This window comes from Blautia sp. An46 (assembly GCF_002161645.1).
Taxonomy (GTDB): Bacteria; Bacillota; Clostridia; order Lachnospirales; family Lachnospiraceae; genus Blautia; species Blautia ornithocaccae.
On record NZ_NFIF01000002.1, the window covers coordinates 1 to 23,946 of the forward strand.

The window sequence follows — 23,946 nt, forward strand, 5'->3', positions numbered from 1 at the left end:
GTTGTGGTGACTTAACAATACTACTTTTAGGACTTGCTTTCTACTGCTTTTGTTATAGAAAACAGAAAATCGCTATGCCACAGCCTTGGCAGGCCATCGCGCAGCGATTTTGTTCAATTACAATTTGTAGAGATGATAGGAGTATTTATGAATAAAAAGTTAGTGAAAGAATTTTTAATAATAACATTTGTTATAATGCTAATATTTTGGGGTGGTTGTGCTTTAATTAGTCAAATATTTAACTTGACAATAAATAATATATTTTTAAGGATTATGCACATTATCGGGGGATTCTCTCCAACTATTGCCTCTTATATATCACTAAAGAGAAATAACAAAGTTAAGAATTTAAAAGAATGGTTAAAAAAGATATTTGATATAAAACATAATATTTGGACTTATATTTTAGTAATTTTATTTGTATTGATTTATTATGTTTTGGGGTGTGCAATAAATGGATTTAAATTTGGTGCTCCTATATTTATGCTTATAGTAATTTTACCAATGATGTTATTTGGTGGTGGAAATGAAGAAGTTGGATGGAGAATGATTTTACAACCTGAATTGGAAAAGAAATTTGGATTTCATATAGCAACAATCTTTACTTCTATTATTTGGTGGTTATGGCATTTACCAATATTTTTTATAATAGGAACAGCAAATGCAAATATGAACTATTTTCTTTTTGGAATAATGTGTTTAACCTTATGCTATGCTTTGGCAACAATAAGAAAGGTATCGAAAGGTGTATTTCCTTGTATATTAACTCATTGTTTAATAAATGGGTTATCTGCAATATTTGTATTTAATTATAGTTTGTTAAGTTGTTGTATAACTTTAATTGTAACAATAATAGTATCAATACTAATTTTAAATATAAATAAAAGATATATAAGATAATAGCAAATCCTAAGTTGTAGAGCAGATAATTTGAACCGGTGGCATTCCAGGAGGTGTACCGAACAAGGTGTCTGTGCGTTTCCTCTTAAAGAAATACCCGGTAACGGACAGAATCTCAGGATCCAGATATAATACGCCAGCTTCCAGAAGTGCACAGGAGCATTGGGATTATGCTCAGGAGATTGCTCCGGATATTTTCCGGGGAATCGCTATAGGCGTGATCTTTTTGCTTTTGGGATTTTACAGAACGGAAACAAAGATAAAAAACAGGTGTTCTGAACATTGAGCAGATACTGTGTTGGAAAGGAGATTCTTATGGATAGTTTTATAGAAGCTTTGTTAAGTGAGAAAACAGGTAAGATTCCAGATGCGTATGACTGGTTTGCTCCGCTGATCGGGGACTGGGACTTTGAGTATCATGACGGCTATCATACAGATGCTCTCAGAAGTGTAAAAGGAGAGTGGATCTTCCGGAGGGTTTGGAATGGTGCAGGAATTGAGGATCTGTTTATATGTCCTTCCAGGGAAACTATGAAGTCGGATCCCCAGCCAGATGGAGAATATGGAATGGCGATCCGAATGTTTAATGCCAAGGAAAAATGTTATGATATGACATATACCTGCGAAAAGTATATGACTCGTCTTCGTTTTGTACAAGACGGTGGAAAACTGATAGGAACAGTCCTGGATGATCCCTTCCAGAAATGGATCTTTTCTGATATACAGGCAGAAACTTTCCATTGGCAGAATGTAACAGTTCTGGAAAACGGGGAATGGCAGGTAAACAGTAATGTTTACGCAAAACGGAGAAAATAGAAATCCCATTTCCGAAGTCAGAATATAATAAGTATATTAATGTTGCGATTTGAAACATCCTGGGCTATAATAGAGAAAAAGCAGGGAAGTGATTTTCGCTATGAAAACCAGATTTTATGAATACCTGACAAGAGTTCGGAATCTGCGGGGATATACCCAGGCCCAGATGGCAGAAAAGCTGGGGATATCACGTTCTACTTATACGAATTATGAAAGAGGCAACCGATCACCGGATCTGGAAACCCTGGAGCATATCAGCGATGTTTTGGGATGTACTTTAGACGAACTTTTCGGGAGAAGCAAGGGAGAACCGGGCCGGGAAGTGCAGTATGCAGATCTGATGTGCGAACCGGAGGGAACCTATGATTATTCTGCAAAGAAAAAGCGGCTTGCCATTGGCGTTCAGGACTTCCGCTTTCTTCGTGAAAGAAATGCCTATTATGTAGATAAAACACAGTTTATTGAGGAATTTCTGGATTCCTGGTATCAGGCGACTTTGGTGACAAGACCAAGACGGTTTGGCAAGACCCTGAATATGACTATGCTCAGAGAATTTCTGGACTGTACCAGAAACTCTGCCCGGCTGTTTGCGGAAACAAAGATTGAGAAAAGCGTATATGCGGACTGGATAAATCAATATCCGGTGATTTTTCTCTCCTTTTTGAATGTAAAGGCAGAGAATTCCCAGGAAATGATAAGACAGCTTTCAGATCTTTTTCTGGAGGAATATGACAGATACATGGATCTGACAAAAAGCGGCAAACTGTCCCAGAGAAAGAAAGAGATGTTTTTTCAGAATTACCGGTCCCTTAGTGAAAAACAGGGGGCTGAGGAGCAAAGGAGCTGTCTTTGCCATGGACTTAAGGATTTGTGCGGTATTCTGGAAGAATACTATGGAAAGAAAGTGTTCCTCCTTCTGGACGAATATGATACGCCTTTTATGTATGCAAATTCCAGAGGATATTATGGACAGGTAAGAGAAATTCTTTCAGGGATGTTGAGCTTTTCACTGAAAGGAAACTCTTCCCTGGAAAAAGCCATGCTTACCGGTGTTCAGAGAGTGGCAAAGGAGAACATTTTTTCCGGTCTGAATAATCTGATGGTATGTACTGTAAAAGACCCGGAATATAAGGATTGCTTTGGTTTTACAGAGGAAGAAGTACGAGAACTTCTGGATTACTGTGAAGCGGAGTTTTCCGGGCAGGTAAAGGAAATGTACGATGGCTACAAAATAGGGGATACGGAACTTTATAATCCCTGGTCCATATCCTGTTACGGGGCCAGAAAAAAACTGGAGTCTTACTGGGTCAATACCAGTGAAAACAGTATTTTGAAGAATGCCCTTCGTGAACAGGGACAGCTTTTTTTCCAGTCCTATGAGGAGCTGCTGGAACGGGGCCAGGTTACAGTGAATGCAGATGCGGCAGGGGCTTATTACGAAAACCAGAATGAGACGGCTTTCTGGGGACTTCTGCTGAACGCAGGTATGGTGACCATAGAGGAGGAGATCCGGGAAGATCTGTATAAAGTCCGGGTACCGAATCTGGAAGTTTGGAAAGGATTTCAGGATTTGACGGCCTCTTATTTACAGGTGGAGGAGGGAAAAATAGACAAAATGCTGTATTATCTCCAGACAGGAGATATGGAGCGCTTTTCCCGAGAATATAAAAGGATCCTGCTGGAAATTCCCTCTTATTACAATCTGAAAGACGAAAACAGCTACCATATGATGAGGCTGGGGATGTGTGTTTTTCTGCGTGGAACTTACCAGGTGAGAAGCAATCGGGAGAGTGGCAGAGGAAGAGGAGATATCCTGCTGTATTCCAGAAAATGGGGATGTCCCAGTATGATCCTGGAATTTAAATATACCAGAGATAAGTCGGAGAACCTGGAAGACCTGGCGCTGAAAGCTATCGGACAGATCAAGGAGAAAAATTACAGTGCAGACATGACCGGTCAGGTCTGGTATGTGGGCCTCGCTCACCGGGGAAAGGAGGCGGCAGTAAAGTGGGAAAAGCAGATTGACTTTCCAGATAAGAGAAGAATATAATGAAAGAAGCGAGCAGTGTTATCACGTAAGTCCGGCGGATACCACTGCTCTTTTTTTACAGAAAGGAAAAGAAAAATGGTAAGACAACTGGCGAAAAGTATCAGGGAATACAAAAGAGCTTCCATTGCCACGCCTCTGCTGGTAAGCGGGGAAGTGCTGATGGAATGTACCATTCCTTTTATCATTGCGCGGCTGGTCAATGAAGTGAAAGGCGGCTGCGATATGGGGGTGATCCTGGGGTATGGAGGGATTCTGGTCTGTATGGCCATGTTGTCCCTTTTGTTCGGAGGTCTGGCCGGATCCACCTGTGCCACAGCCTCCTGCGGCCTGGCGAGAAATCTGCGGAAGGATATGTTCTACAGTATCCAGGGATATTCTTTTGAGAATATTGATAAGTTTATGACCTCTTCTCTGGTCACAAGGATGACTACAGATATCACCAATGTACAGAATGCTTATATGATGATCATCCGGACAGCGATCCGCTCGCCGCTGATGCTGATCTTTGCTTTTGTGATGGCATTTGTCATGGGCGGCAGGATGGCGTGGATCTTTCTTTTCGTGGTTCCCGTGCTGGCCTTTGGTCTGTCACTGGTTATTTATAAGACTATGCCCCTCTTCCGGAAAGTGTTTAAAAAATATGACAGGCTGAACAGCTCTATTCAGGAGAACATCAAAGCCATGCGGGTGGTGAAGTCTTTTGTCCGGGAAGACTACGAGCAGGAAAAGTTTAACCGGGCGGCTGAGGACGTATGTACAGATTTTACCAGGGCAGAGCGTATCCTTGCCCTGAATAATCCTCTGATGCAGTTCTGCATCTATACAGTTATGACCTTTGTGCTGTCTTTCGGCTCTTACACTATCATTACCTCCAGAGGGCTGGATCTGGATGTGGGACAGCTTTCTGCGTTGCTGACCTATAGTTTTATGATGTTGAACAGTCTGATGATGCTGTCCATGGTGTTTGTCATGATCACAATGGCTGTGGAATCAGGAAAGAGAATCGCAGAAGTGCTGGAGGAAAAAAGTTCTTTATCCAATCCGGAAGCCCCTGTATATGAAGTGAAAGATGGCTCCATCTCCTTTGAACATGTGAGCTTTAAGTATTCAAAGGAGGCAAAGCGGCGGGTTTTAAAGAACATTGATCTGGATATCCGTTCCGGAGAGACCATTGGCATTATCGGAGGCACAGGCTCTTCCAAATCTTCCCTGATCCAGCTGATCTCCCGCCTGTATGATGTGACGGAAGGAGCTGTGAAGGTAGGAGGGGTGGACGTAAGAGATTATGACCTGGATACTCTGCGGAATCAGGTAGCGGTGGTTCTCCAGAAAAATATTCTTTTTTCCGGGACGATCCGGGAAAATCTCCGCTGGGGGAATAAGGAGGCTACAGACGAGGAACTGGTCCAGGCCTGTAAGATGGCCTGTGCCGATGAGTTTATTTCCCAGTTCCCTGATGGATACGACACTTACATAGAACAGGGCGGAGCCAATGTATCCGGCGGCCAGAAGCAGCGGCTCTGTATTGCCAGAGCTCTTCTGAAAAAGCCCAAAATCCTGATTCTGGATGACTCCACCAGTGCGGTGGATACCAGGACAGACGCCAGGATCCGGAAGGCAATGAAAGATTACATCCCGGAGACCACCAAGATCATTATCGCCCAGCGGACAGCTTCTGTAGAGGACGCAGACCGGATCATTGTGATGGAGGGCGGAGAGATCAATGCCATAGGAACTCATAAGGAGCTGCTGGCGTCCAATGAAATATACAGGGAGATCTATACCTCCCAGAATAAGGAGGGAAACCAGCTTGGAGAATAAAAAGAAAAATACGATTGTAAGACTGTTGAAAACCATGCTGGGTTTTTACCCGGTTATGCTGCCGGCAACGATTGCCTGCATAGTATTTAATGCAGTGGTAAGTTCTATACCCTCTGTCTTTATGCAGAATATTATCGCTGTTATTGAGAAGAACTGGCAGAAAGGAGACTGGGGCGCAGTGGGCGGCCAGATCCTGAGACTGGTTTCTATACTGGCAGTTTTTTATATTCTCTCTCTGGCAGCAGGCTTTACTTTTAATCAGCTGATGGCGATTATGACCCAGGGAACGCTGAAAAAAATGCGGGAAAAGATGTTTGGAAAAATGCAGCGCCTTCCCGTTAAATATTTTGATACCAATGATCACGGGGATATTATGAGTTATTATACCAATGATATCGACACGCTCCGCCAGATGATCTCCCAGAGCTTTCCCCACCTTCTTATATCCGGCGTAACGGTGCTTACCATCTTCGGGATCATGGTGTATTATTGTCTCTGGCTGACCCTAGTAGTGGTCCTTGGGGTAGCGGTAATGACTGTACTCATCAAGAAGGTAGGGGGCGGTTCGGCGAAATTTTTCATTAAGCAGCAGAATGCCCTGGGAAAAGTGGAAGGCTTTGTAGAAGAAATGATGTACGGACAGAAAGTCATCAAAGTTTTCTGCCACGAAGAAGAAAGTGAAGCAGACTTTGACCGTTATAATGATGTCCTTTTTGAAGAATCCAGAAAGGCAAACCAGTATGCTAATATACTGGGCCCTATTTTGAATAATATCGGAAATATCCTTTATGTATTGGTAGCTATTACAGGAGGGCTTCTTCTTACTCTGAACGTCCAAAATGTGAGTATATCCGGTATTCCCATTGGAATCAGTATTGTAGTGCCCTTCCTGAACATGACGAAACAATTTGCAGGAAATATCGGCCAGGTATCCCATCAGGTGAATGCGGTAGTTATGGGAATCGCCGGCACAGAAAGGATCTTCAGCCTGCTGGATCAGGAGTCAGAACAGGATCAGGGGTATGTGACTTTGGTCAATGTCCGGGAAAAATCCTGCAAGAGTCAGGCGGGGGCAGATGATCAGCAATCCGGAGAGGGAGAAGTGCTATTTGAGGAATCCAAGGAGCGGACCGGACTGTGGGCCTGGAAACATCCCCATCGGGAAGCCGGCACAGTAACTTATACCAAACTGGAGGGGGACGTGAGGCTGCATAAGGTAGACTTTGGATATGAACCTGGAAAGACCGTACTTCATGATATTTCTCTCTATGCGAAACCGGGGCAGAAGGTAGCTTTTGTAGGAGCCACCGGCGCAGGCAAAACGACTATCACAAACCTGCTCAACCGTTTTTACGATATCGCTGACGGCAAGATCCGCTATGACGGGATTAACATTAACAAGATCAGGAAAAGCGATCTCCGCCGTTCCCTGGGGATTGTACTTCAGGATACCAATCTGTTCACCGGTTCGGTGATGGAGAATATCCGGTATGGAAAACTGGACGCTGCAGATGAAGAGTGCATTGCCGCAGCAAAGCTGGCGGGAGCGGATGATTTTATCACCAGGCTTCCGGAAGGCTATGATACCCTTCTCACAGAAAATGGCGCAAACCTGTCCCAGGGACAGCGGCAGCTTCTGTCCATTGCCAGAGCGGCTGTGGCAGACCCGCCGGTCATGATCCTGGATGAGGCTACTTCTTCTATTGATACCCGTACAGAGGCTATCGTACAGCGGGGAATGGACGCCCTGATGAAGGGAAGGACTGTTTTTGTTATTGCTCACCGTCTGTCCACGGTGAAAAATTCCGATGTGATCATTGTACTGGATCACGGGCGGATCATCGAGAAAGGAAATCACCAGGAGCTGCTGGAAAAGAAAGGACAGTATTATCAGTTGTATACGGGAGCTTTTGAACTGGAGTAAAACGCTATGCCCGGTCCCCGAGAGCTCCGTAAATAATGGATTTATATGGAGCCAGTTTATCCCAGATCCACCGGTTGCTGTCAACTTCCGTTTCCCCGCAGCGGAAACGTTGCCTTTTTCCCGGAGATAGTCCTTTAGATTTTGATCACAGACAATCTGCACCAGTTGAGGCTGATAATGAATCGAAATTTCATGAAATAAATTTTTTCTGATGGTGTCATAGAGTATTCTCCTTTGTAATAGAATAAAGGTATTTTATCTCAGAACTTCAGGAAAGGCAAAGATAAAGCGGAGTATGATGGATACAATGGAAAAGTAAAAATTAGGACTTGCCCGGAAGAATCCTTTGTGCTATCATAAAAAAAGCAAATGTAAGGGAGGTGGCTTGATGTCGGCTATTCGCTAATGGTAAGGACAATAAATCGGTTCTCATCTATATGATTACGATGGGTTTTTTTGTTGTACCTATTTGCGGATAGATTCATCAGGCTGGCTTTGAGCTTTCAGGCAGTTTTTTTGTGATACAGAAAATTTACAGGTTCATTTGGAATTAAGTTTAAGGCCCTTGGGGCAGTTTCCAAATAGATCTGCTTGTATGCTTGTTTGGATTGCTGCCTCCAGGAATAAGGAAACGCAGGATAGGTATGTGCGGATAACTCAGAGTAAAAGGGTTATCCGTTTTCTTTTGTGCAAAAAATTTCGGATCTGTTCTTATCAATAACTTTAATTGACACATGAAATGTAATTTTGATTTATGAGGATAAGTTCTATGAAAGAAAACAGGAAAAGATATCAATGCCCGAACTGCGGCTGGACTTCTTTTGAAGAACCGGAGAAAGAACATCTGGAACATTGTCCTAACTGTCTGTCAGGTATCCATGAGACAGACAGGGAGGGAAATCCATGCGGGGGCATACTGGAGCCAGTCAGCGTCTGGATCAGAGAAGATGATCAATGGGAAATTATTTCAAGATGCAGTTTCTGTGGAGAAATGATATCTGCCAGAATGAACGAGAGAGATAATCTGATCAAAGTACTGTCTATTGCCTCAAAGCCTTTATCTTCCCCGCCTTTCCCGGTGGAACGGATGGAAGAACTGACAAGGATGATGGGCGGTCATGGAGAGATAGGAGGAAAATTCCATGAACAGAGAAAATAAGAAGCGAAAATATGACAAGAAATATTATAAGACACATCCCTGTACAGATTCTTTTATCTGCAAAGTATGCGGCTGGCCGGTAGTGTCAGCAGGTGCCGGCAGCAACCACAGGAATCACTGCCCTAACTGCCTTTACAGCATTCACCTGGATAATGAGCCTGGTGACCGGGAGTCACGGTGTCATGGACGGATGGAGCCTATCGGGGTATGGGTCAGGAAAAACGGGGAATGGGCCATCATCCACAGATGCATAAAGTGCGGTAAGATCGGTTCAAACCGTGTGGCGGCTGACGACAACCCTATGAAGCTTATAGCACTGGCCATGCGCCCCTTCGGAAGTTTCGGGATTTCCAGAGCGGATGTCCGGGAAATGACTGCTACTATGGAATAAATGTTTCAGGCCCTTTTCCAGGCAGGAACCGAGGGGAAGGGCCTGAAGATAAAAAAAGATAAAAGCACAGGACAGACCAGGAAAGATGTGATAGGATATAGAAAAAGGTATGGGAGCATATGGTATGGATACAAATATATTTTTATTTTTTGAAAAACATCAGGGGGCCCTTCCTCTGTATGAAAAGCTGGAAGAAGCGATCCAAAGAGAAATTGACAATGTAACGGTGAAAGTCCAGAAAACCCAGATCACCTTTTATAAGAAACGTCTTTTTGCCTGTGTATCTTTTGCCAGGGTGCGGAAAGCGGCTCAGCTTCCGGACCCTTATATGGTTGTGACCTTTGGTCTGGAGCATAGGGAAGAATCTCCCAGGATCGATATTGCCACAGAGCCTTATCCAAACCGGTGGACTCATCATGTCGTGATTCATGAAAAAGGGGAAGTTGATGAAGAACTGATGGGCTGGATAAAAGAGGCAGCGGTTTTTGCGGAGACCAAGAAGAGATAGAAAGCCCGGGAACAGATAGGGAAAAACTCTTGACACAGAAGTGTGACAGGATATATACTTTAATAGTAAAATATTTATAATTAAAATAAATTAGAGGAAACCATGAATTATTCACTTGATACTCTGTTATATGGGATGCAATTCCGTAGACTGATGGAAAAGGAGATGGCTCCTATTGAAACAACCTATGGACTGCAGAAAATCGATATGCAGATTTTGATCTATCTGAAACATGCAAAGGAACTGAATACGTCTAAAGATATCATGAAGATGAATATGTTTACAAGAGGACATATTTCCCAGTCTCTGAGCCGGCTCCAGAAAAAAGGATACGTAAGAATGGAGCAGGATCTGGAGGACAGAAGATGTACCCATAATTATCTGACAGAGGACGCTCAGATTATCATTGTAAAGCTTGAAGAAATTTACCGAAAGATCAGGAATATCGTATTTGACGGAGTGACGGAAGAGGAAAAAAAGACACTGGCTGCGGTAGCACAGAAAATGAACCATAATATCAGTAAATTTTTGTAAGAAAAAGAAAGGGATGTTTTACCGACACCCCTATCTTTTTTAAGTAAATAGTTTAAAAATAAAATATTTATAAATAACTGAAAGGAGATAGGCAAATGGATCAGAATAAACTGAGTGTTTATGCACAGAGCAAACAGGAAACCTGTATTTCAAATGATAAAATCCCCAAAAATCTGTATGAAAAATACGGGGTAAACTGCGGGCTTCGCGATAAAAACGGAAAAGGGGTCCTGACAGGGCTTACGAGGATTTCTAAAATTGTCTCTTTTAAAGACCAGGATGGAAAGAAAGTTCCCTGTGACGGGGAATTATGGTACAGGGGCTATAATATTCACACATTGATTCGTTCAATTTCAAAAGAAGAGTATGGATTTGAAAAAATCGCATATCTTTTACTATTCGGAGAGTATCCGGACAGCCAGGAAACAGAGCGTTTTTCTGAAATTTTAGGAGAAGCCAGAGAACTGCCCCAGAACTTCACCAGAGATGTGATCATGAAGGCTCCTACAAAGGATATTATGAATACCATGACGAGAAGTATCCTGACCCTGGCCGCTTATGACAGCGGTATACAGGCGAATACCCTGGAAGACAATATCCGTCAGGCGGTTCAGTTGATCGCAGAATTCCCTCTGCTGGCGGTATACGGCTATCATGCCTATAACCATTATGACAATAACGGCAGTATGTATATCCACCGCCCGGATCCAAAACTGTCTACTGCCGAGAACTTCCTGCGGATTCTGCGCCCCGATGCTTCTTACACAGAACTGGAGGCTAAGGTGCTGGATGTTGCGCTGATCCTTCACATGGAACACGGAGGAGGAAACAATTCCACCTTTACTACAAGGGTAGTGACTTCCTCAGGCTCGGATATCTATTCTGCTGTGGCAGCTGCCATGTCTTCTCTGAAGGGGCCTAAGCATGGAGGAGCCAATATCAAAGTAATGGAGATGGTGGAGAATATCCGGGAAAATGTGTCAGACTGGAAGGATATGGACATGATAAAAAATTATCTGGGAAAGATCCTGGACAAGGAAGTCTTTGACAAAAAAGGTCTGATCTACGGTATGGGCCATGCAGTTTATTCTGTTTCAGATCCCCGGGAAAGAATACTGAAAGAGTATGTAGAAAAGCTTGCTGTGGAAAAAGACCGGGAAGAGGATATGAATCTGTATCAGGCCATCGAAAAACTGGCGCCGGAGATTATCGCAGAAAAACGGCATATTTATAAAGGGGTCAGCCCAAATGTAGATTTCTACAGTGGATTTGTCTATGACATGCTTGGAATCCCGCAGGAGCTTTATACGCCTTTATTTGCCGTGGCAAGGATCGTGGGCTGGAGCGCCCACAGGATCGAGGAACTCATTGATATGGACAAGATCATACGTCCGGCTTATATGAGTGTAATGGAAGAAAAAGAATAAGAAAGGTGGAAGGTCTTTGGACAAGTTCGTTATTTTTTATGATGACAGGAAAAACAGCTGCATAAATTGCGCAGAAAAATTCGGCCAGTATGAAAATGTAGAATGCAGGAAAATTTCGGATTATCAGGATCAGAGCCTGGTATATACCACCGGGGCCAGAGTGGGACTGATCTTTGAAAGTGAAAACGGGAAGCTGCCTTATGGAGTTTCTCACATCATATGGAAGATCGTTGCAGATAAAAACAGAAATCATATGATTTTGATCACCGGAGGAAGCCGGGAACTGAAAGCTGCCCGGGCTGCGGTAAGTGACCTGGATGAAAGAGGATATCATATATTAAATCTCTATACCAGATATGTCATGGAAAAAAACAAAATTACCCCAGAGGAAGCTGTAGAGTGGATCTTAAAAGATATTGAAACAGAAAAACCAAAACGCATGAAAGAGCGGGTAAAAGAAAAATATCAGGGCATGTCCAGGCGGGAGCTGAGGAAAGAGCTGCACAGAGAGCTAAAAGAATACAGAGAATATCAGAAAAAGCAGATCAAAATCCGTAAGCAGAAATTATCCTAGACGGAAGAGATTCCATTGCTATTATAGGAAAAGCAGGTTATAATGAGCAAGAACATGATACTATGAGGAGGATAAATTATGCTGGAAATCGGAACCAAGGCGCCGGCTTTTGAACTGCCGGACCAGAATGGCGATATACACAGGCTGGAGGAATATAAAGGGAAGAAGGTAATTCTTTACTTCTATCCAAAAGACAATACTGCCGGCTGCACAAAGCAGGCTTGCGGCTTCGGGGAACTTTATCCTCAGTTTTTAGAAAAAGGTGCGGTAGTGATCGGGGTAAGCAAGGACAGTGTAGCTTCCCATAAGAAATTTGAAGAAAAATATCATCTGCCCTTTACTTTATTGTCAGATCCGGATCTTACCTGCATCCAGGCCTATGATGTTTGGAAAGAGAAAAATATGTATGGAAAGAAGACCATGGGAGTGGTGCGCACCACCTATCTGATCGATGAAGAAGGCGTGATCCAGAAAGCTTTCGGAAAGGTAAAGGCGGCAGACAATCCGGCTCAGATGCTGAATGAGCTGTAAGAAGGATTTTGATCATCACAGCGCCGTTGGAAAGTTATGATGTTACAGATTATGGAAATAAAAGATTTCAACGCTCCTGAACTGGATGTTTATGCCAGGCTGACGGAGAACCAGCTTTTGAACCGTCATGAACCGGAAAAGGGGATTTTCATTGCAGAAAGTCCTAAAGTCATAGAGCGGGCTTTAAATGGAGGCTGCGTTCCACTTTCTTTTCTTGTGGAAAAACGGCATCTGGAAACCCAGGCCAGAGAAATTTTGGAGAGATGTTCTCAGATTCCTGTATATACAGCGGAATTTGACGTGCTGACCCAGCTTACCGGATTCAAACTTACCAGAGGTATGCTATGTGCGATGAGGCGGCCAAAACTTCCAAATCCAGAGGAAATATGCAGAGAAGCAAAGAGGATCGTTATATTGGAAAATGTAGTAAACCCTACAAATGTAGGGGCAATTTTCCGTTCTGCCGCAGCTCTGTATATGGATGCAGTGCTCCTGACCAGCGGATGCAGCAATCCTTTATACCGGAGAGCCGCCAGAGTCAGTATGGGAACAGTTTTTCAGGTTCCATGGACTTTTCTTGAGGGGGACTTTTCCTGGCCGGAACCGGGAATTTCCCTCCTTCGTAAAATGGGATTTAAGACAGCAGCTATGGCTCTCAGGGAAGACTCAGTGAGTATTGATGATCCGGCACTTATGAGGGAAGAAAAACTGGCAGTAGTTTTGGGAACAGAAGGTGATGGACTAATTTCCTCTACTATTGCAGACTGTGATTATACAGTAAAGATTCCCATGTCTCATAACGTGGACTCTTTAAATGTAGCAGCAGCAAGCGCTGTGGCATTTTGGCAGTTAGGGAGAAGGCCGGACTAGGAAAAGCTTCGTTTCTATGATGCTATGGAACACCAGGAAAAATGTCTGCAGCAGGCGGGGAAGGGCATGGCGCCTGGAACAATGCCTGTTGATATATAAGTATATAAGAAGAAAGGATGCGTATTATGGAACAGAGCGTAAGAGAGTATGTAAGTGAAAAAGTAAAAGAGCTGATGAGTGCTCCTTCCTGCTGTGCAGAGGCAAAGACGGCCTGTGAAAACTGGCTGAAGGCAGCAGGAACAGACCAGGAAGCGGAGCAGACGAAAAAACTGATTGCAGAGCTGGAAATGGACATTATGCCTGTAGATGGTCTGATTGCTTTTGCAGGATCAGAAGCAGGAGCTAAGGTGTTCGGAGCAGAGAAGGCAAAACAGATAGAGGCCCACGGAAAGGAAATTAAAGCGGCAGGAGCCAAATACTGCGACTGCCCTGCATGCGCGGCTGCAGAGGCAATTCTGGAAAAGAAAGACCAGATGCTATAAGTTTTTTTAGACAGAGAAACACCGTTGTTATACCCAGGCATACCCGGGATAACAGCGGTGTTTTTTAACTATTTATCTCCGTTAAATTCTTTGATGGCCTCAATCATGGCCGCAATATTTTCAATAGGAACGTTTGCCTGAATATTATGGATAGTATTGAAAATATATCCGCCATCTTTAGAAAATATGTCCAGACGTTCTAATACCTGTTCCCGAACATCCTCTGGTTTTCCGAAGGGAAGTACCTTTTGAGTGTCCACGCCCCCACCCCAGAAAAGAATGTCTTTTCCATAAGTTTCCTTCAGCCTTTTTGGCTCCATTCCTTCAGCAGAGCATTGAACTGGATTAATGGCATCAAATCCCCCTTCAATGAGATATGGCAGGATAGGAAAAATCCCTCCACAGCAATGTTTTAGGGTTTTCCAGGTAGTATTTTCATGGACCCAGTTATTTACCTTTTTATAATAAGGCATATAGAGTTCTTTAAAAATTTCCGGGTTAATTAAAGGCCCTTTCTGGGTACCGAAATCTGTACCACAGATATACATTATGTCAATATCACTGCCAAAAGAATCCCAATATTTTTTTAGATTCTCAATTACGATATCTGTACCCTGCTCAAAAATTTCTTTTACGTATTCCGGATAGAGAAGGGGTGCAGTATACCATTCCTCAATGCTTCGGATACCTTTTGGATTTTTTAAATTTGGACCGGGAATATTATTGGCATCTCCCAGACCAAAATAACCTGGTGCCACCTGTATGGCCCTTTGGTTATTCTTTACGCTATCCAGAACTTTTTTGTGATAGGAAATCTGAACATCGGAGACCAGCATATAATCCTCCACATTATCTGCTGGATCTGCATGGTCTTCATCAAATTCCGGGGAACGCGTGAGATTGTCAAAATAGTAGCCATTTGCAGTCATATGCCCAGAGGGAGGACAGGATGTATCTCCTTTAGGATATACGTAATAGCCTCCCTGACCATCGTCAGTCACAGAGGCATCAGCAGGAATCAGCACAGGAATTCCCTGATAAACCCATTCCTTCCAATCTGTATTCGTATGTCCATAAGTATCTCCATAATTGTAAAGCTGTTGTATATCACAGCCCAGACAGTCTGCAAGGTCAGGCTCTACATAGGCAGTCATGGTAGACATATCATTAATCTTTGGAGGACGATATTCCAGCCCATAGTAGTCCCTTAGACTGTTTAATACAGAAGCGTTGATCATGGAACAGCTCATGCCCCCAAAATCTACAGGTACTTTGTCTGGCTCTTTGTGGGCGAAGGCTGCCAGAACTCTTTCTTTTGATGTCATAAACATACTCCTTTCTACGGTATATTATAATAATTTTGTGCTTTAATTTTAAACTTTGATTTTTTCTGATATAATGTATAATATAACAAAAAAACCAGTCTGGCACTGTTGAAATTTGCCTGTTAATATACATTTTGTGCTATGTTAGAACTACCCATGGAGGAAGGATATGGAATTGGAAGAAATAGAGAAAAAAGTTGTCATACCCAATGAACAGGGAATTTTGAGCAAAAAGGGGCTTTATTTTTACGCACCTTCAGATTTTGCACGGAGATATCTGTTCTCCGTATTGTGGGGAGGCGAATACACGTGCGCTCCACCTTATCAGATACAAAGGGAAGGGCTAAAACTTTTTCTGGCTTTTCGTATTCTTTCAGGCAGACTTTATTTCCAATATGAAGAGCAGATTTTTATAGCCCAAGAAGGAGATATTGTCCTTCTCGATTGTATGAAATATCATTGCTACTATGCGAAAGAACAAGTTTCCTTTCAATTTTTTCATTTTACCGGCAACTGTTCCCAGGAATATCTAGAATTGCTTTATGAGAGAACAGGCCCCCTTTTTGGCCATAAATCTGGTACGGGTGTTGTGTTTGCCGAAATTCTGGAAGAATTGTCTAAAACTCAGCCGGAAGAGCACAGACTTTCTTATCTGCTCCATAATCTTCTTGGAATCCTGGCTGAGAACGAACCGGTTTCTATGGACCCTGCTGTCATTCAAGCGGTCAGTTACATGCAGGAACATTATAAGGATGGGATAACCGTGGAAAATATTGCAGATAATGTATCTTTAAGTAAGTATCATTTTTCAAGAATCTTCCGAAAGCAGACAGGACAGTCTCCTCATCAATATCTTACAGCTCTCAGGATTAGGAAAGCTACGGAACTGATCATGGAAACCCGGCTGTCCATAGAAGATATCGGCGCCAGATGCGGTTATTCAGGAGCCTCTCATTTTATACGGGCTTTTAAAAAGGAAATGGACTTTACACCTGCTTCTTACAGAAAATATTTTGACTCTTCCGGCTTTCGAAAAATGTAAAGTATTCCAGATGATTTTAACAATCTTAAATATTCACTCAGCTCGTTGCTTTGTGATATAATGTCGCCAGGCAAAGTAATAACGGAAGGGAGGAAGACCCATGGAAGCTCATAAAATTTTTTCCATGAGTTTTGCGAAAGTTTATCCTCTGTATATTCAAAAGGCAGAGAGAAAGAATCGGACTAAAGAAGAAGTGGATGAGATTGTTTCCTGGCTTACCGGGTATAGCCGGGAAGAGCTGGAAGGCCAGATCAAGAAAAATGTGGACTTGAAGACGTTCTTTGAAGAGGCGCCCTGTATAAATCCCAATGCAGCTTTGATAAAAGGAGTGGTATGCGGTGTGCGGGTAGAAGAGATAGAGGACCCGCTTATGCAGAAAATACGATATCTGGATAAACTGGTGGATGAACTGGCAAAAGGAAAGAGCATGGAAAAAATATTGAGGAAATAAAAAAGGATGCGTAAAAGTCCCAGGTGACTTTGTTGCGGTAACTATGCAGGAGAGATGAAGAATATAAGCAATAAAAAAGTATTATTAATAATAAATAAAAGTATCTTACATTTCTGTCCATAATCTGGTAAACTAATATACTATGGATTAAATTATATGATGCCAAAAACAAAAGGCGGTATCATAGGGGCAAATTACTTTTGAACCCTTACCTCATTATATGTAACAAAAGATATAGGGAGTGTTAGTAATGATTCCAGAAAAAGAAAACAGGCAGCCGGAGCTTCTTGTGGGGATTGATGTAGGCTCTACCACTACGAAGCTGGTTGCAGCAGATAAGGACAGCAAAGAAATACTATATTCCAGTTATAAGAGACATAATTCCAGTCAGGTGCAGAGCGTTCAGGCTGCTTTGGGACGTCTGAAAGAACAGTTTCATGACAGACCGGTACGTGTGGCTATGACCGGGTCAGGGGCAAAGCCTGTGGCAGAGGCTCTGAATGTTCCTTTTATCCAGGAAGTTGTAGCCAACTCTGTGGTTTTGTGCGAGAAATATCCAAATGTCAGAACTGCCATAGAGCTTGGCGGACAGGATGCGAAAATTATTTTTTTCCGAAGAAACCAGGAAGACGGGAATCTTGCGGTTTCTGATATGCGTATGAACGGAAGCTGTGCAGGAGGTACCGGCGCTTTTATTGACGAGGTAGCATCGATTGTTAAGGTTCCTGTGGAGCAGTTTAATGCCCTGGCTCAAAAGGGCTCCTGCGTTTATGATATTTCCGGAAGATGCGGCGTATATGCCAAGACGGATATTCAGCCGCTGCTTAACCAGGGAATCGCAAAATCTGACCTGGCTCTTTCTGCTTTCCATGCCATTGCAAAACAGACAATCGGAGGACTGGCCCAGGGGCTGGATATTGAGAAACCAGTAGCCTTTGAAGGCGGTCCTATGACTTTTAATCCTGTGCTTATCCAGGTTTTTGCCCAGAGGCTGAACCTGACCCGGGACGAGATCATCCGACCTGAAAGACCGGAGATCATTATTGCTTACGGTGCAGCTCTTTCCTTGAACACCATGTTTCAGGATCGAAAAGAAATTTACAGAATTGAAGAACTGGAAGACAGGCTGGGAGAGATCAAACACAGAAAAGAGCTTTCAGTGGGTAAGAAAGGAAGGCCTTTTTTTGTTGAAAAAAAAGAGTACAGGGAATTTATAGAGCGCCATAAGCTTCCGGCCATAGCAACACCTGAACTTCAGGAAGGGGAGACTCTTCATGTCTATCTGGGAATTGATTCCGGAAGCACTACCACAAAATTTGTGCTTATGGATGAAGAGGAAAATATCCTGGATTCCTTTTATGCGCCTAACGAGGGTGACCCACTCCTGGTAGCCAAAGACGCGCTGATTTCCATGAGAGAAAAGTATAAAGAAAAAGGAGTACAACTGGATATTATCGCCGCCGGCACTACTGGATATGGAGAACAGCTTTTTTCAAAAGCCTTTGAGACAGAATGCCATGTGGTAGAAACGGTAGCTCACGCCCGGGCAGCCAGAAAGTATGTAGAGAACGCTACATTTATACTGGATATTGGCGGACAGGATATGAAGGCCATCTGGCTGGATAATGGAATTATCACCAACATTGTGCTCAACGAAGCATGCTCCTCGGGATGCGGTTCTTTTCTGGAGAATTTTGCAGCATCGCTGCATATTCCGGTGGGGAAAATCGCTGAAGCCGCATTTGCATCGGAGAATCCTGCAGAATTGGGCAGCCGGTGTACGGTGTTTATGAACAGCAGCATCATCACCGAACAGCGAAATGGCAGACTGCCTGGAGACATTATGGCAGGTCTTTGCCGTTCTATTATAGAAAATGTATTTACGAAGGTGATCCGTGTTTCTAACCTGGACAGTCTGGGGAACAAGATCGTTGTTCAGGGAGGAACTTTTCAGAATGATGCAGTGCTGAGGGCCATGGAACAGTATCTGGGGCGGAATGTGGTAAGAGCCCCATATCCGGGAATCATGGGAGCTATCGGGGCAGCATTGATTACAAAGGAAAGATTTCATGAACAGGGGGAGAAGAAAACGTTTATCGGCCTTGAAGCAATGGATGACTTTTCTTATACCCAGGAATCTAATTCTCCCTGTCCCTTCTGTACCAACCATTGTAAAAGAACCATTGTCCGTTTTTCTAATGGAAACTCCTGGATCACCAATAACCGCTGTGAGAGAGGAGAGGTTCTGGGAGACCCTAAGGACAAAGAGGTTCAGGCGAAAATCAGGGAGAAAAAGCAGGCGCTGAAAGAGGTGCCAAATCTTTTTAAACTCCGGGAAGAGCTTCTTATGAAAAAATATCCTTACCCGGAACCTGAAACAAACAGAGAGATTACCATTGGAATTCCAAGAGTCCTTTCTTTCTGGGAGACTATGCCGTTCTGGGGAACTTTTTGGAAAGCCCTGGGATTCAAAGTCAAAGTATCTCCTGCCAGTACAAGGAAGATATATGAAGAAGGGCTGTCTGCGGTGACTTCAGATACGGTATGCTTTCCGGCCAAACTTGTCCACGGACATATCCGCAGTCTGGCTAAAAGCGGAGTAGACAGGATTTTTATGCCCTCCATTACAACGGTAGAATCAGAGAATACAGAGGACACCAGCCAGTCTATGTGTGCAGTGGTAAAGGGGTATCCTATTGTTGTCAGAAATTCAGATAACCCTGAAAAACGTTGGAATATACCTTTTGATGCGCCATTATTCCACTGGTATACTTATGGTGATCGGGAAAGACAGCTGACAAAGTATATGGAGGAGACTTTCCAGATATCACCGGAACAGACGCGAAAGGCCATAGAGGCAGGAGATGAAGCTCAGACATCTTTCCGTCAGGAACTTCTGCATGCAGGAGAAGAAGTGTGCCGGATGGTTCAGGAAAAAGGAACCTATGCGGTAGTTCTGGCTTCCAGACCTTATCAGAATGACGCGTTGGTAAATCATGACTTGCCGGATATGTTTACGAAAATGGGAATCCCTGTGCTCACCGCAGATTCTCTCCCAGGAGCAGACCATGGAGAATTAAAGAAAAGCCGGCTGGATGTTGTAAATAATTTTCATGCCAGAATGCTTTCCTCTGCTATTTTGACAGCAGAAAAAGACTATCTGGAATATGTGCAGATCGTAAGCTTTGGCTGCGGCCATGATGCCTATCTTTCTGATGAGATCATCCGTCTGATGAAAGATATTTCGGGAAAAACGCCGCTGATCCTGAAGCTGGATGAGAGCGATATACAGGGACCTCTCCGTATCCGTATCCGTTCTTTCACAGAGACGGTGGCTATGCAGAGGAACAGAAGAAAGAAGCTGACAGTTCATGAACTGCCGGATCCTTATCCTGTAAAATATACGAAAACGTCCAGAAAAGAAAAAATAGCGCTGATTCCAAATACCTCTCATGCCTTCAGCAGGGTGATGGCTGCAGCTTTTGCCGGACAGGGAATCCGCACAGAACCTCTGGAGCTGGGAAGAGAAGAGGCAATCCGTCTGGGAAAACAATATGTACATAATGATATCTGTTTCCCTGCCCAGATTGTTATCGGAGAAGCATTAGCTGCATTGAAAAGCGGAAAGTATGATGACAAAGAAGTGGCTATCGCTATGGCGAAATATGTGGGAGACTGCCGCCTTACCCATTACAGCGCTCTTTTAAGGAAAGCTCTGGATGATGCGGGATATTCCCATGTACCGATACTGACCAATGATGACAAAGATTCTCATAACCTTCATCCCGGATTCCGAATGAATCTCCTCACTTCTGTCAGGATTGCATTCGCCATGCCTATGATTGATGTCCTTGAGGAGCTTCTGCGGAAGATACGGCCTTATGAGAAAGTTCCGGGAAGTGCAGATAAGGCTTTTGAAAAAGCTTTGGACCAGGTAATAGATGGTCTGGAAAAACATGGGATAATGGGAGCCAGACATGGCTTTGAGAAAGCTATAGACATTATGAATCAGGTAGAATATGACCGGTCTCATCCTAAACCCAGAGTACTGATCGTAGGTGAATATCTGCTGAATTTCCATCCGGGGGCAAACCATGATATTGAAGCTTATCTGGAAAAGAACGGATTCGAGATTATTGAGGCCAGAATGACAGATGTTATCAGAAAGACTTATTTCTATCAGGATGCCCAGATCCGGGAATATCATCTGGATAAACCAGTTCCTCAGAAAGTATGGCTGCGGACAGCAGATGTGGCTTTTAACCTGGCCCATGATGTGACAGATAAGATTGCCAGGAAGAGTCCTCTTTACACGCCGGCCTGCCGTATGCAGGATCTGGTAAAGGACAGCGATCCTATTATCCACCATACTTTTGATGCAGGAGAGGGAGTCCTGATTCCAGGAGAAATCCTTCACCATGCTAAAAATGGATGCAGGGCCTTTATAATCCTTCAGCCATTTGGCTGCCTGCCGAATCATGTGGTAGGCCGGGGAATTATAAAGAAATTAAAGGAACTGTATCCAGATGCCAGCATACTGCCTTTGGATTATGATCCAGATGTGAGTTTTGCAAATATTGAGAATCGTCTGCAGATGTTGATCATGAGTTTTCGAAATAAACAGGAGGACAGCTGATATGAAGATACTGACTTTTGGAGAAATTATGCTGCGGCTGAAGACCCCGGAGAACTTAAGGATTCTTCAGGCTCAGGATTTTGAGGCCAGCTATGGAGGAGCGGAGGCGAACGTAGCCGTGTCTCTTGCCATGATGGAAGATCCTGTAGATTTTGTGACAAAATTGCCGGATAATCCAGTAGGACTGGCCGCCCATAATGAGATCCGCCGCTTTGGAGTGGATACTTCAAAAATCCTGAAAGGCGGAGAGCGTCTTGGAATCTATTATTTTGAGAAAGGCACCAATATCCGACCTACCAATGTAGTCTATGACCGGGCATACAGTTCCTTTGCCCAGGCTGGTACGGAAGAGTTTCACTGGGAAGAGCTTTTAAAGGATGTGGATATTTTTTATTTTTCCGGAGTTACGCCTGCGGTAAGTGAGAATATTGAAAAGGCGGTGCTGGAGGCTGTAAAATACTGTAAGGCCCATTCTATTGAAGTGGTCTGCGATCTGAATTACCGGGGAAAAATGTGGAGTACCCAGAAGGCTCAGAAGGTTATGAAGGAATTGATGAATTATGTGACGCTGTGTATTGCTAACGATGAAGACTTTGAGTCTGCTTTGGGTATTCATGCCTTTGATGGGGACATGGCCCACGGGATTGACCAAATCCATACTTATAAGCAGGGAATGGAGGAAATCCTTCGCCAGTATCCCAACTGCAGGGCAGTGGCCAGCGTTCTCCGGAATATGAGGACTGTGGAAGACGGAGACTGGATGGGAATTTATTTGAAAGACGGGAAATTCTATGAAAGCCCGGTTCACAGGGTTCACAGCCTGGAAGCTGTGGGAGCCGGAGATGCCTTTGCAGGAGGTCTGCTCCACAGTCTGGCCCGTGGCTTTTCTCCACAGAAAACCATAGATTTTTCTATTACAGCCAGTGTATTGAAATTGATGATCCAGCACGATTTTAATGTGGTGAATGAGGCAGATATCCTGAAGATCATGAAATCCGGGGATACAAACCTGCAAAGATAAGAAAGATTATAACAGGGGACTGGATAAACCAGGAAACAGGTTTATTGACAGGCCCCTTTCCTTTATATTAAAATAATAGAAAAGTCAAAAAGATAGGAGAGAATACATATGGTACATCATATTGTAATGTGGAAATTTAAACCAGAAGTTGAGGAGAGCAAAAAACCAGAATTAAAGAAAGCAATGGCAGAAAATCTGAAAAGCCTGGTAGGCAAGGTGCCAGGGCTTCTTACTGTAGACTTTGTTTCAGAGCCTCTTCCTTCTGCTACCCATGATATGGCATTGGTAACGACTCTGGAAAAAGCAGAGGACATTAAGGTATACGGTTCTCATCCTGAACATGTAAAGGTGGCAGATACCTATGTACGGCCTTATACTACTGAGAGAGCATGTCTGGATTATGAAGACTAAGATTTCCGGAAGGGAGACATCATGGATAAAGTCATTTTAGGAAAAACAGGGATTGAAGTAAACAAAAACGGCTTTGGAGCGCTGCCAATCCAGCGGATCACCAAGGCAGAAGCAGTTTATATCCTGCAGAAAGCATTCTATAACGGAATCAATTATTTTGATACGGCAAGAGCTTATACAGACAGCGAGGAAAAGATAGGAGCTGCATTTTCCTATATAAGGGATAAACTGATCATCAGCACCAAGACTGCCGCTAAAACCGGAGAGGGATTAAAGAAGGATTTGGAGGAAAGTCTTCGGATGCTCCAGACAGATTATATTGACATCTATCAGTTTCACAATCCGGATTTCTGTCCCAGACCTGGAGATGGTACAGGACTTTACGAAGCAGCCCTGGAGGCAAAGCGTCAGGGAAAGATCAGACATATCGGTATTACCAACCATCGGATTCCCCTGGCAAAAGAAGCGATAGAGTCAGGACTTTATGAAACTCTTCAGTTTCCATTTTCTTATCTGGCTGCAGAAACTGATTTGGAACTGGTTGACGCTTGTAAAAAAGCAGATATGGGATTCATCGCTATGAAGGCCTTGTCAGGAGGACTGATCCAGAATTCCGCCTGCGCATACGCTTTTATGGCACAGGCCCAGTTTGACCATGTGGCTCCTATCTGGGGAATACAAAGAGAAAGCGAGCTGGATGAATTCTTATCTTACCAGGTCTGTCCGCCAAGCCTAACAGGGGAGCTGAAAGAAGTAATGGAAAAAGACAGAAAGGAACTTTCAGGAGACTTCTGCAGAGGCTGCGGATATTGTATGCCCTGTCCTGCGGGGATTGAGATCAACAACTGTGCCAGAATGGGACTGCTGCTGAGAAGATCTCCTCAGGCTTCCTGGCTGTCTGCAGAATGGCAGGAAAAAATGAAAAAAATAGAGGAATGCAAGCACTGCGGTCAATGCATGAAGAAATGCCCTTATAGTCTGAATACACCGGAACTGCTGGCGAAAAACTACGAGGACTATAAAACATTTTTAGATTAAAGACAGATAGTGGGTTTACAGGTACATAAGTGAGG

Annotated in this window: 21 protein-coding genes; 20 read left to right on the top strand and 1 reads right to left on the bottom strand. The window is 43.6% G+C overall.

The window, feature by feature from the left end:
- The first annotated feature begins 147 nt into the window (after positions 1–147).
- The 14 genes from B5G00_RS01890 to B5G00_RS01960 all read left to right on the top strand — a co-directional run bounded on the left by B5G00_RS01890 (position 148) and on the right by B5G00_RS01960 (position 13,987).
- Complete coding sequence (locus B5G00_RS01890; protein WP_158095866.1) at positions 148–900, top strand: type II CAAX endopeptidase family protein; 753 nt, start codon at positions 148–150, stop codon at positions 898–900.
- Positions 901–1,215: 315 nt separating this feature from the next.
- Positions 1,216–1,716, top strand: a complete 501-nt coding sequence (locus B5G00_RS01900; protein WP_087267689.1) for a hypothetical protein — start codon at positions 1,216–1,218, stop codon at positions 1,714–1,716.
- A gap of 100 nt (positions 1,717–1,816) precedes the next feature.
- A complete protein-coding gene (locus B5G00_RS01905; RefSeq protein ID WP_087267692.1) occupies positions 1,817–3,766 on the top strand; it encodes an AAA family ATPase in 1,950 nt (649 codons plus the stop codon).
- 75 nt (positions 3,767–3,841) lie between these two features.
- Entirely contained in the window at positions 3,842–5,587 is a 1,746-nt protein-coding gene (locus B5G00_RS01910) for an ABC transporter ATP-binding protein (RefSeq protein WP_087267695.1), read from the top strand.
- The gene (locus tag B5G00_RS01915; protein WP_087267698.1) at positions 5,526–7,511 is read left to right on the top strand and encodes an ABC transporter ATP-binding protein; all 1,986 of its coding nucleotides are present in this window, start codon (positions 5,526–5,528) and stop codon (positions 7,509–7,511) included. Before B5G00_RS01910 ends, B5G00_RS01915 begins: the two co-directional genes overlap by 62 nt.
- 769 nt (positions 7,512–8,280) lie before the next feature.
- Positions 8,281–8,670, top strand: a complete 390-nt coding sequence (locus B5G00_RS01920; protein ID WP_162613467.1) for an RNHCP domain-containing protein — start codon at positions 8,281–8,283, stop codon at positions 8,668–8,670.
- Positions 8,654–9,061, top strand: coding sequence for an RNHCP domain-containing protein (locus B5G00_RS01925; protein ID WP_087267704.1), 408 nt, complete (start codon positions 8,654–8,656; stop codon positions 9,059–9,061). The genes B5G00_RS01920 and B5G00_RS01925 overlap by 17 nt, the downstream gene beginning before the upstream one ends.
- 124 nt (positions 9,062–9,185) lie before the next feature.
- On the top strand, positions 9,186–9,569 hold the full coding sequence (locus tag B5G00_RS01930) for a DUF5655 domain-containing protein (RefSeq protein WP_087267707.1): 384 nt from the start codon (positions 9,186–9,188) through the stop codon (positions 9,567–9,569).
- A gap of 102 nt (positions 9,570–9,671) precedes the next feature.
- Positions 9,672–10,103, top strand: a complete 432-nt coding sequence (locus B5G00_RS01935; RefSeq protein ID WP_087267710.1) for a MarR family winged helix-turn-helix transcriptional regulator — start codon at positions 9,672–9,674, stop codon at positions 10,101–10,103.
- 95 nt (positions 10,104–10,198) lie between these two features.
- Entirely contained in the window at positions 10,199–11,530 is a 1,332-nt protein-coding gene (locus tag B5G00_RS01940; RefSeq protein ID WP_087267712.1) for a citrate/2-methylcitrate synthase, read from the top strand.
- A gap of 16 nt (positions 11,531–11,546) precedes the next feature.
- The gene (locus B5G00_RS01945; RefSeq protein WP_087267715.1) at positions 11,547–12,104 is read left to right on the top strand and encodes a hypothetical protein; all 558 of its coding nucleotides are present in this window, start codon (positions 11,547–11,549) and stop codon (positions 12,102–12,104) included.
- Between the two features lie 78 nt (positions 12,105–12,182).
- Positions 12,183–12,635: a thioredoxin-dependent thiol peroxidase gene (bcp, locus tag B5G00_RS01950; protein WP_087267718.1), complete on the top strand. Its 453-nt coding sequence runs from the start codon at positions 12,183–12,185 to the stop codon at positions 12,633–12,635.
- A gap of 39 nt (positions 12,636–12,674) precedes the next feature.
- Positions 12,675–13,505 carry a TrmH family RNA methyltransferase gene (locus B5G00_RS01955; protein WP_087267721.1) on the top strand — a complete coding sequence of 277 codons (831 nt, stop codon included), beginning with the start codon at positions 12,675–12,677 and terminating at the stop codon, positions 13,503–13,505.
- A 125-nt stretch (positions 13,506–13,630) separates the two neighbouring features.
- Entirely contained in the window at positions 13,631–13,987 is a 357-nt protein-coding gene (locus tag B5G00_RS01960) for a molecular chaperone Hsp90 (RefSeq protein WP_087267724.1), read from the top strand.
- A gap of 68 nt (positions 13,988–14,055) precedes the next feature.
- Here the strand turns inward: B5G00_RS01960 and B5G00_RS01965 are convergent, their stop codons facing one another.
- Positions 14,056–15,312, bottom strand: a complete 1,257-nt coding sequence (locus B5G00_RS01965; RefSeq protein ID WP_087267727.1) for a uroporphyrinogen decarboxylase family protein — start codon at positions 15,310–15,312, stop codon at positions 14,056–14,058.
- Between the two features lie 169 nt (positions 15,313–15,481).
- Here B5G00_RS01965 and B5G00_RS01970 point away from each other — a divergent pair, with 169 nt between their 5' ends.
- The 6 genes from B5G00_RS01970 to B5G00_RS01995 all read left to right on the top strand — a co-directional run bounded on the left by B5G00_RS01970 (position 15,482) and on the right by B5G00_RS01995 (position 23,911).
- Positions 15,482–16,354: an AraC family transcriptional regulator gene (locus B5G00_RS01970; RefSeq protein WP_087267732.1), complete on the top strand. Its 873-nt coding sequence runs from the start codon at positions 15,482–15,484 to the stop codon at positions 16,352–16,354.
- Positions 16,355–16,454: 100 nt separating this feature from the next.
- Complete coding sequence (locus tag B5G00_RS01975; RefSeq protein WP_087267735.1) at positions 16,455–16,805, top strand: DUF2200 domain-containing protein; 351 nt, start codon at positions 16,455–16,457, stop codon at positions 16,803–16,805.
- Between the two features lie 250 nt (positions 16,806–17,055).
- Positions 17,056–21,441, top strand: a complete 4,386-nt coding sequence (locus tag B5G00_RS01980) for an acyl-CoA dehydratase activase (protein WP_087267738.1) — start codon at positions 17,056–17,058, stop codon at positions 21,439–21,441.
- A 1-nt stretch (position 21,442) separates the two neighbouring features.
- Positions 21,443–22,462 (top strand): sugar kinase, encoded by a 1,020-nt coding sequence (locus B5G00_RS01985; protein ID WP_087267741.1) that lies wholly within the window; start codon positions 21,443–21,445, stop codon positions 22,460–22,462.
- 108 nt (positions 22,463–22,570) lie between these two features.
- Positions 22,571–22,873 (top strand): Dabb family protein, encoded by a 303-nt coding sequence (locus B5G00_RS01990; protein WP_087267744.1) that lies wholly within the window; start codon positions 22,571–22,573, stop codon positions 22,871–22,873.
- Positions 22,874–22,894: 21 nt separating this feature from the next.
- The gene (locus B5G00_RS01995; protein WP_087267746.1) at positions 22,895–23,911 is read left to right on the top strand and encodes an aldo/keto reductase; all 1,017 of its coding nucleotides are present in this window, start codon (positions 22,895–22,897) and stop codon (positions 23,909–23,911) included.
- The last annotated feature ends 35 nt before the right edge of the window (positions 23,912–23,946 follow it).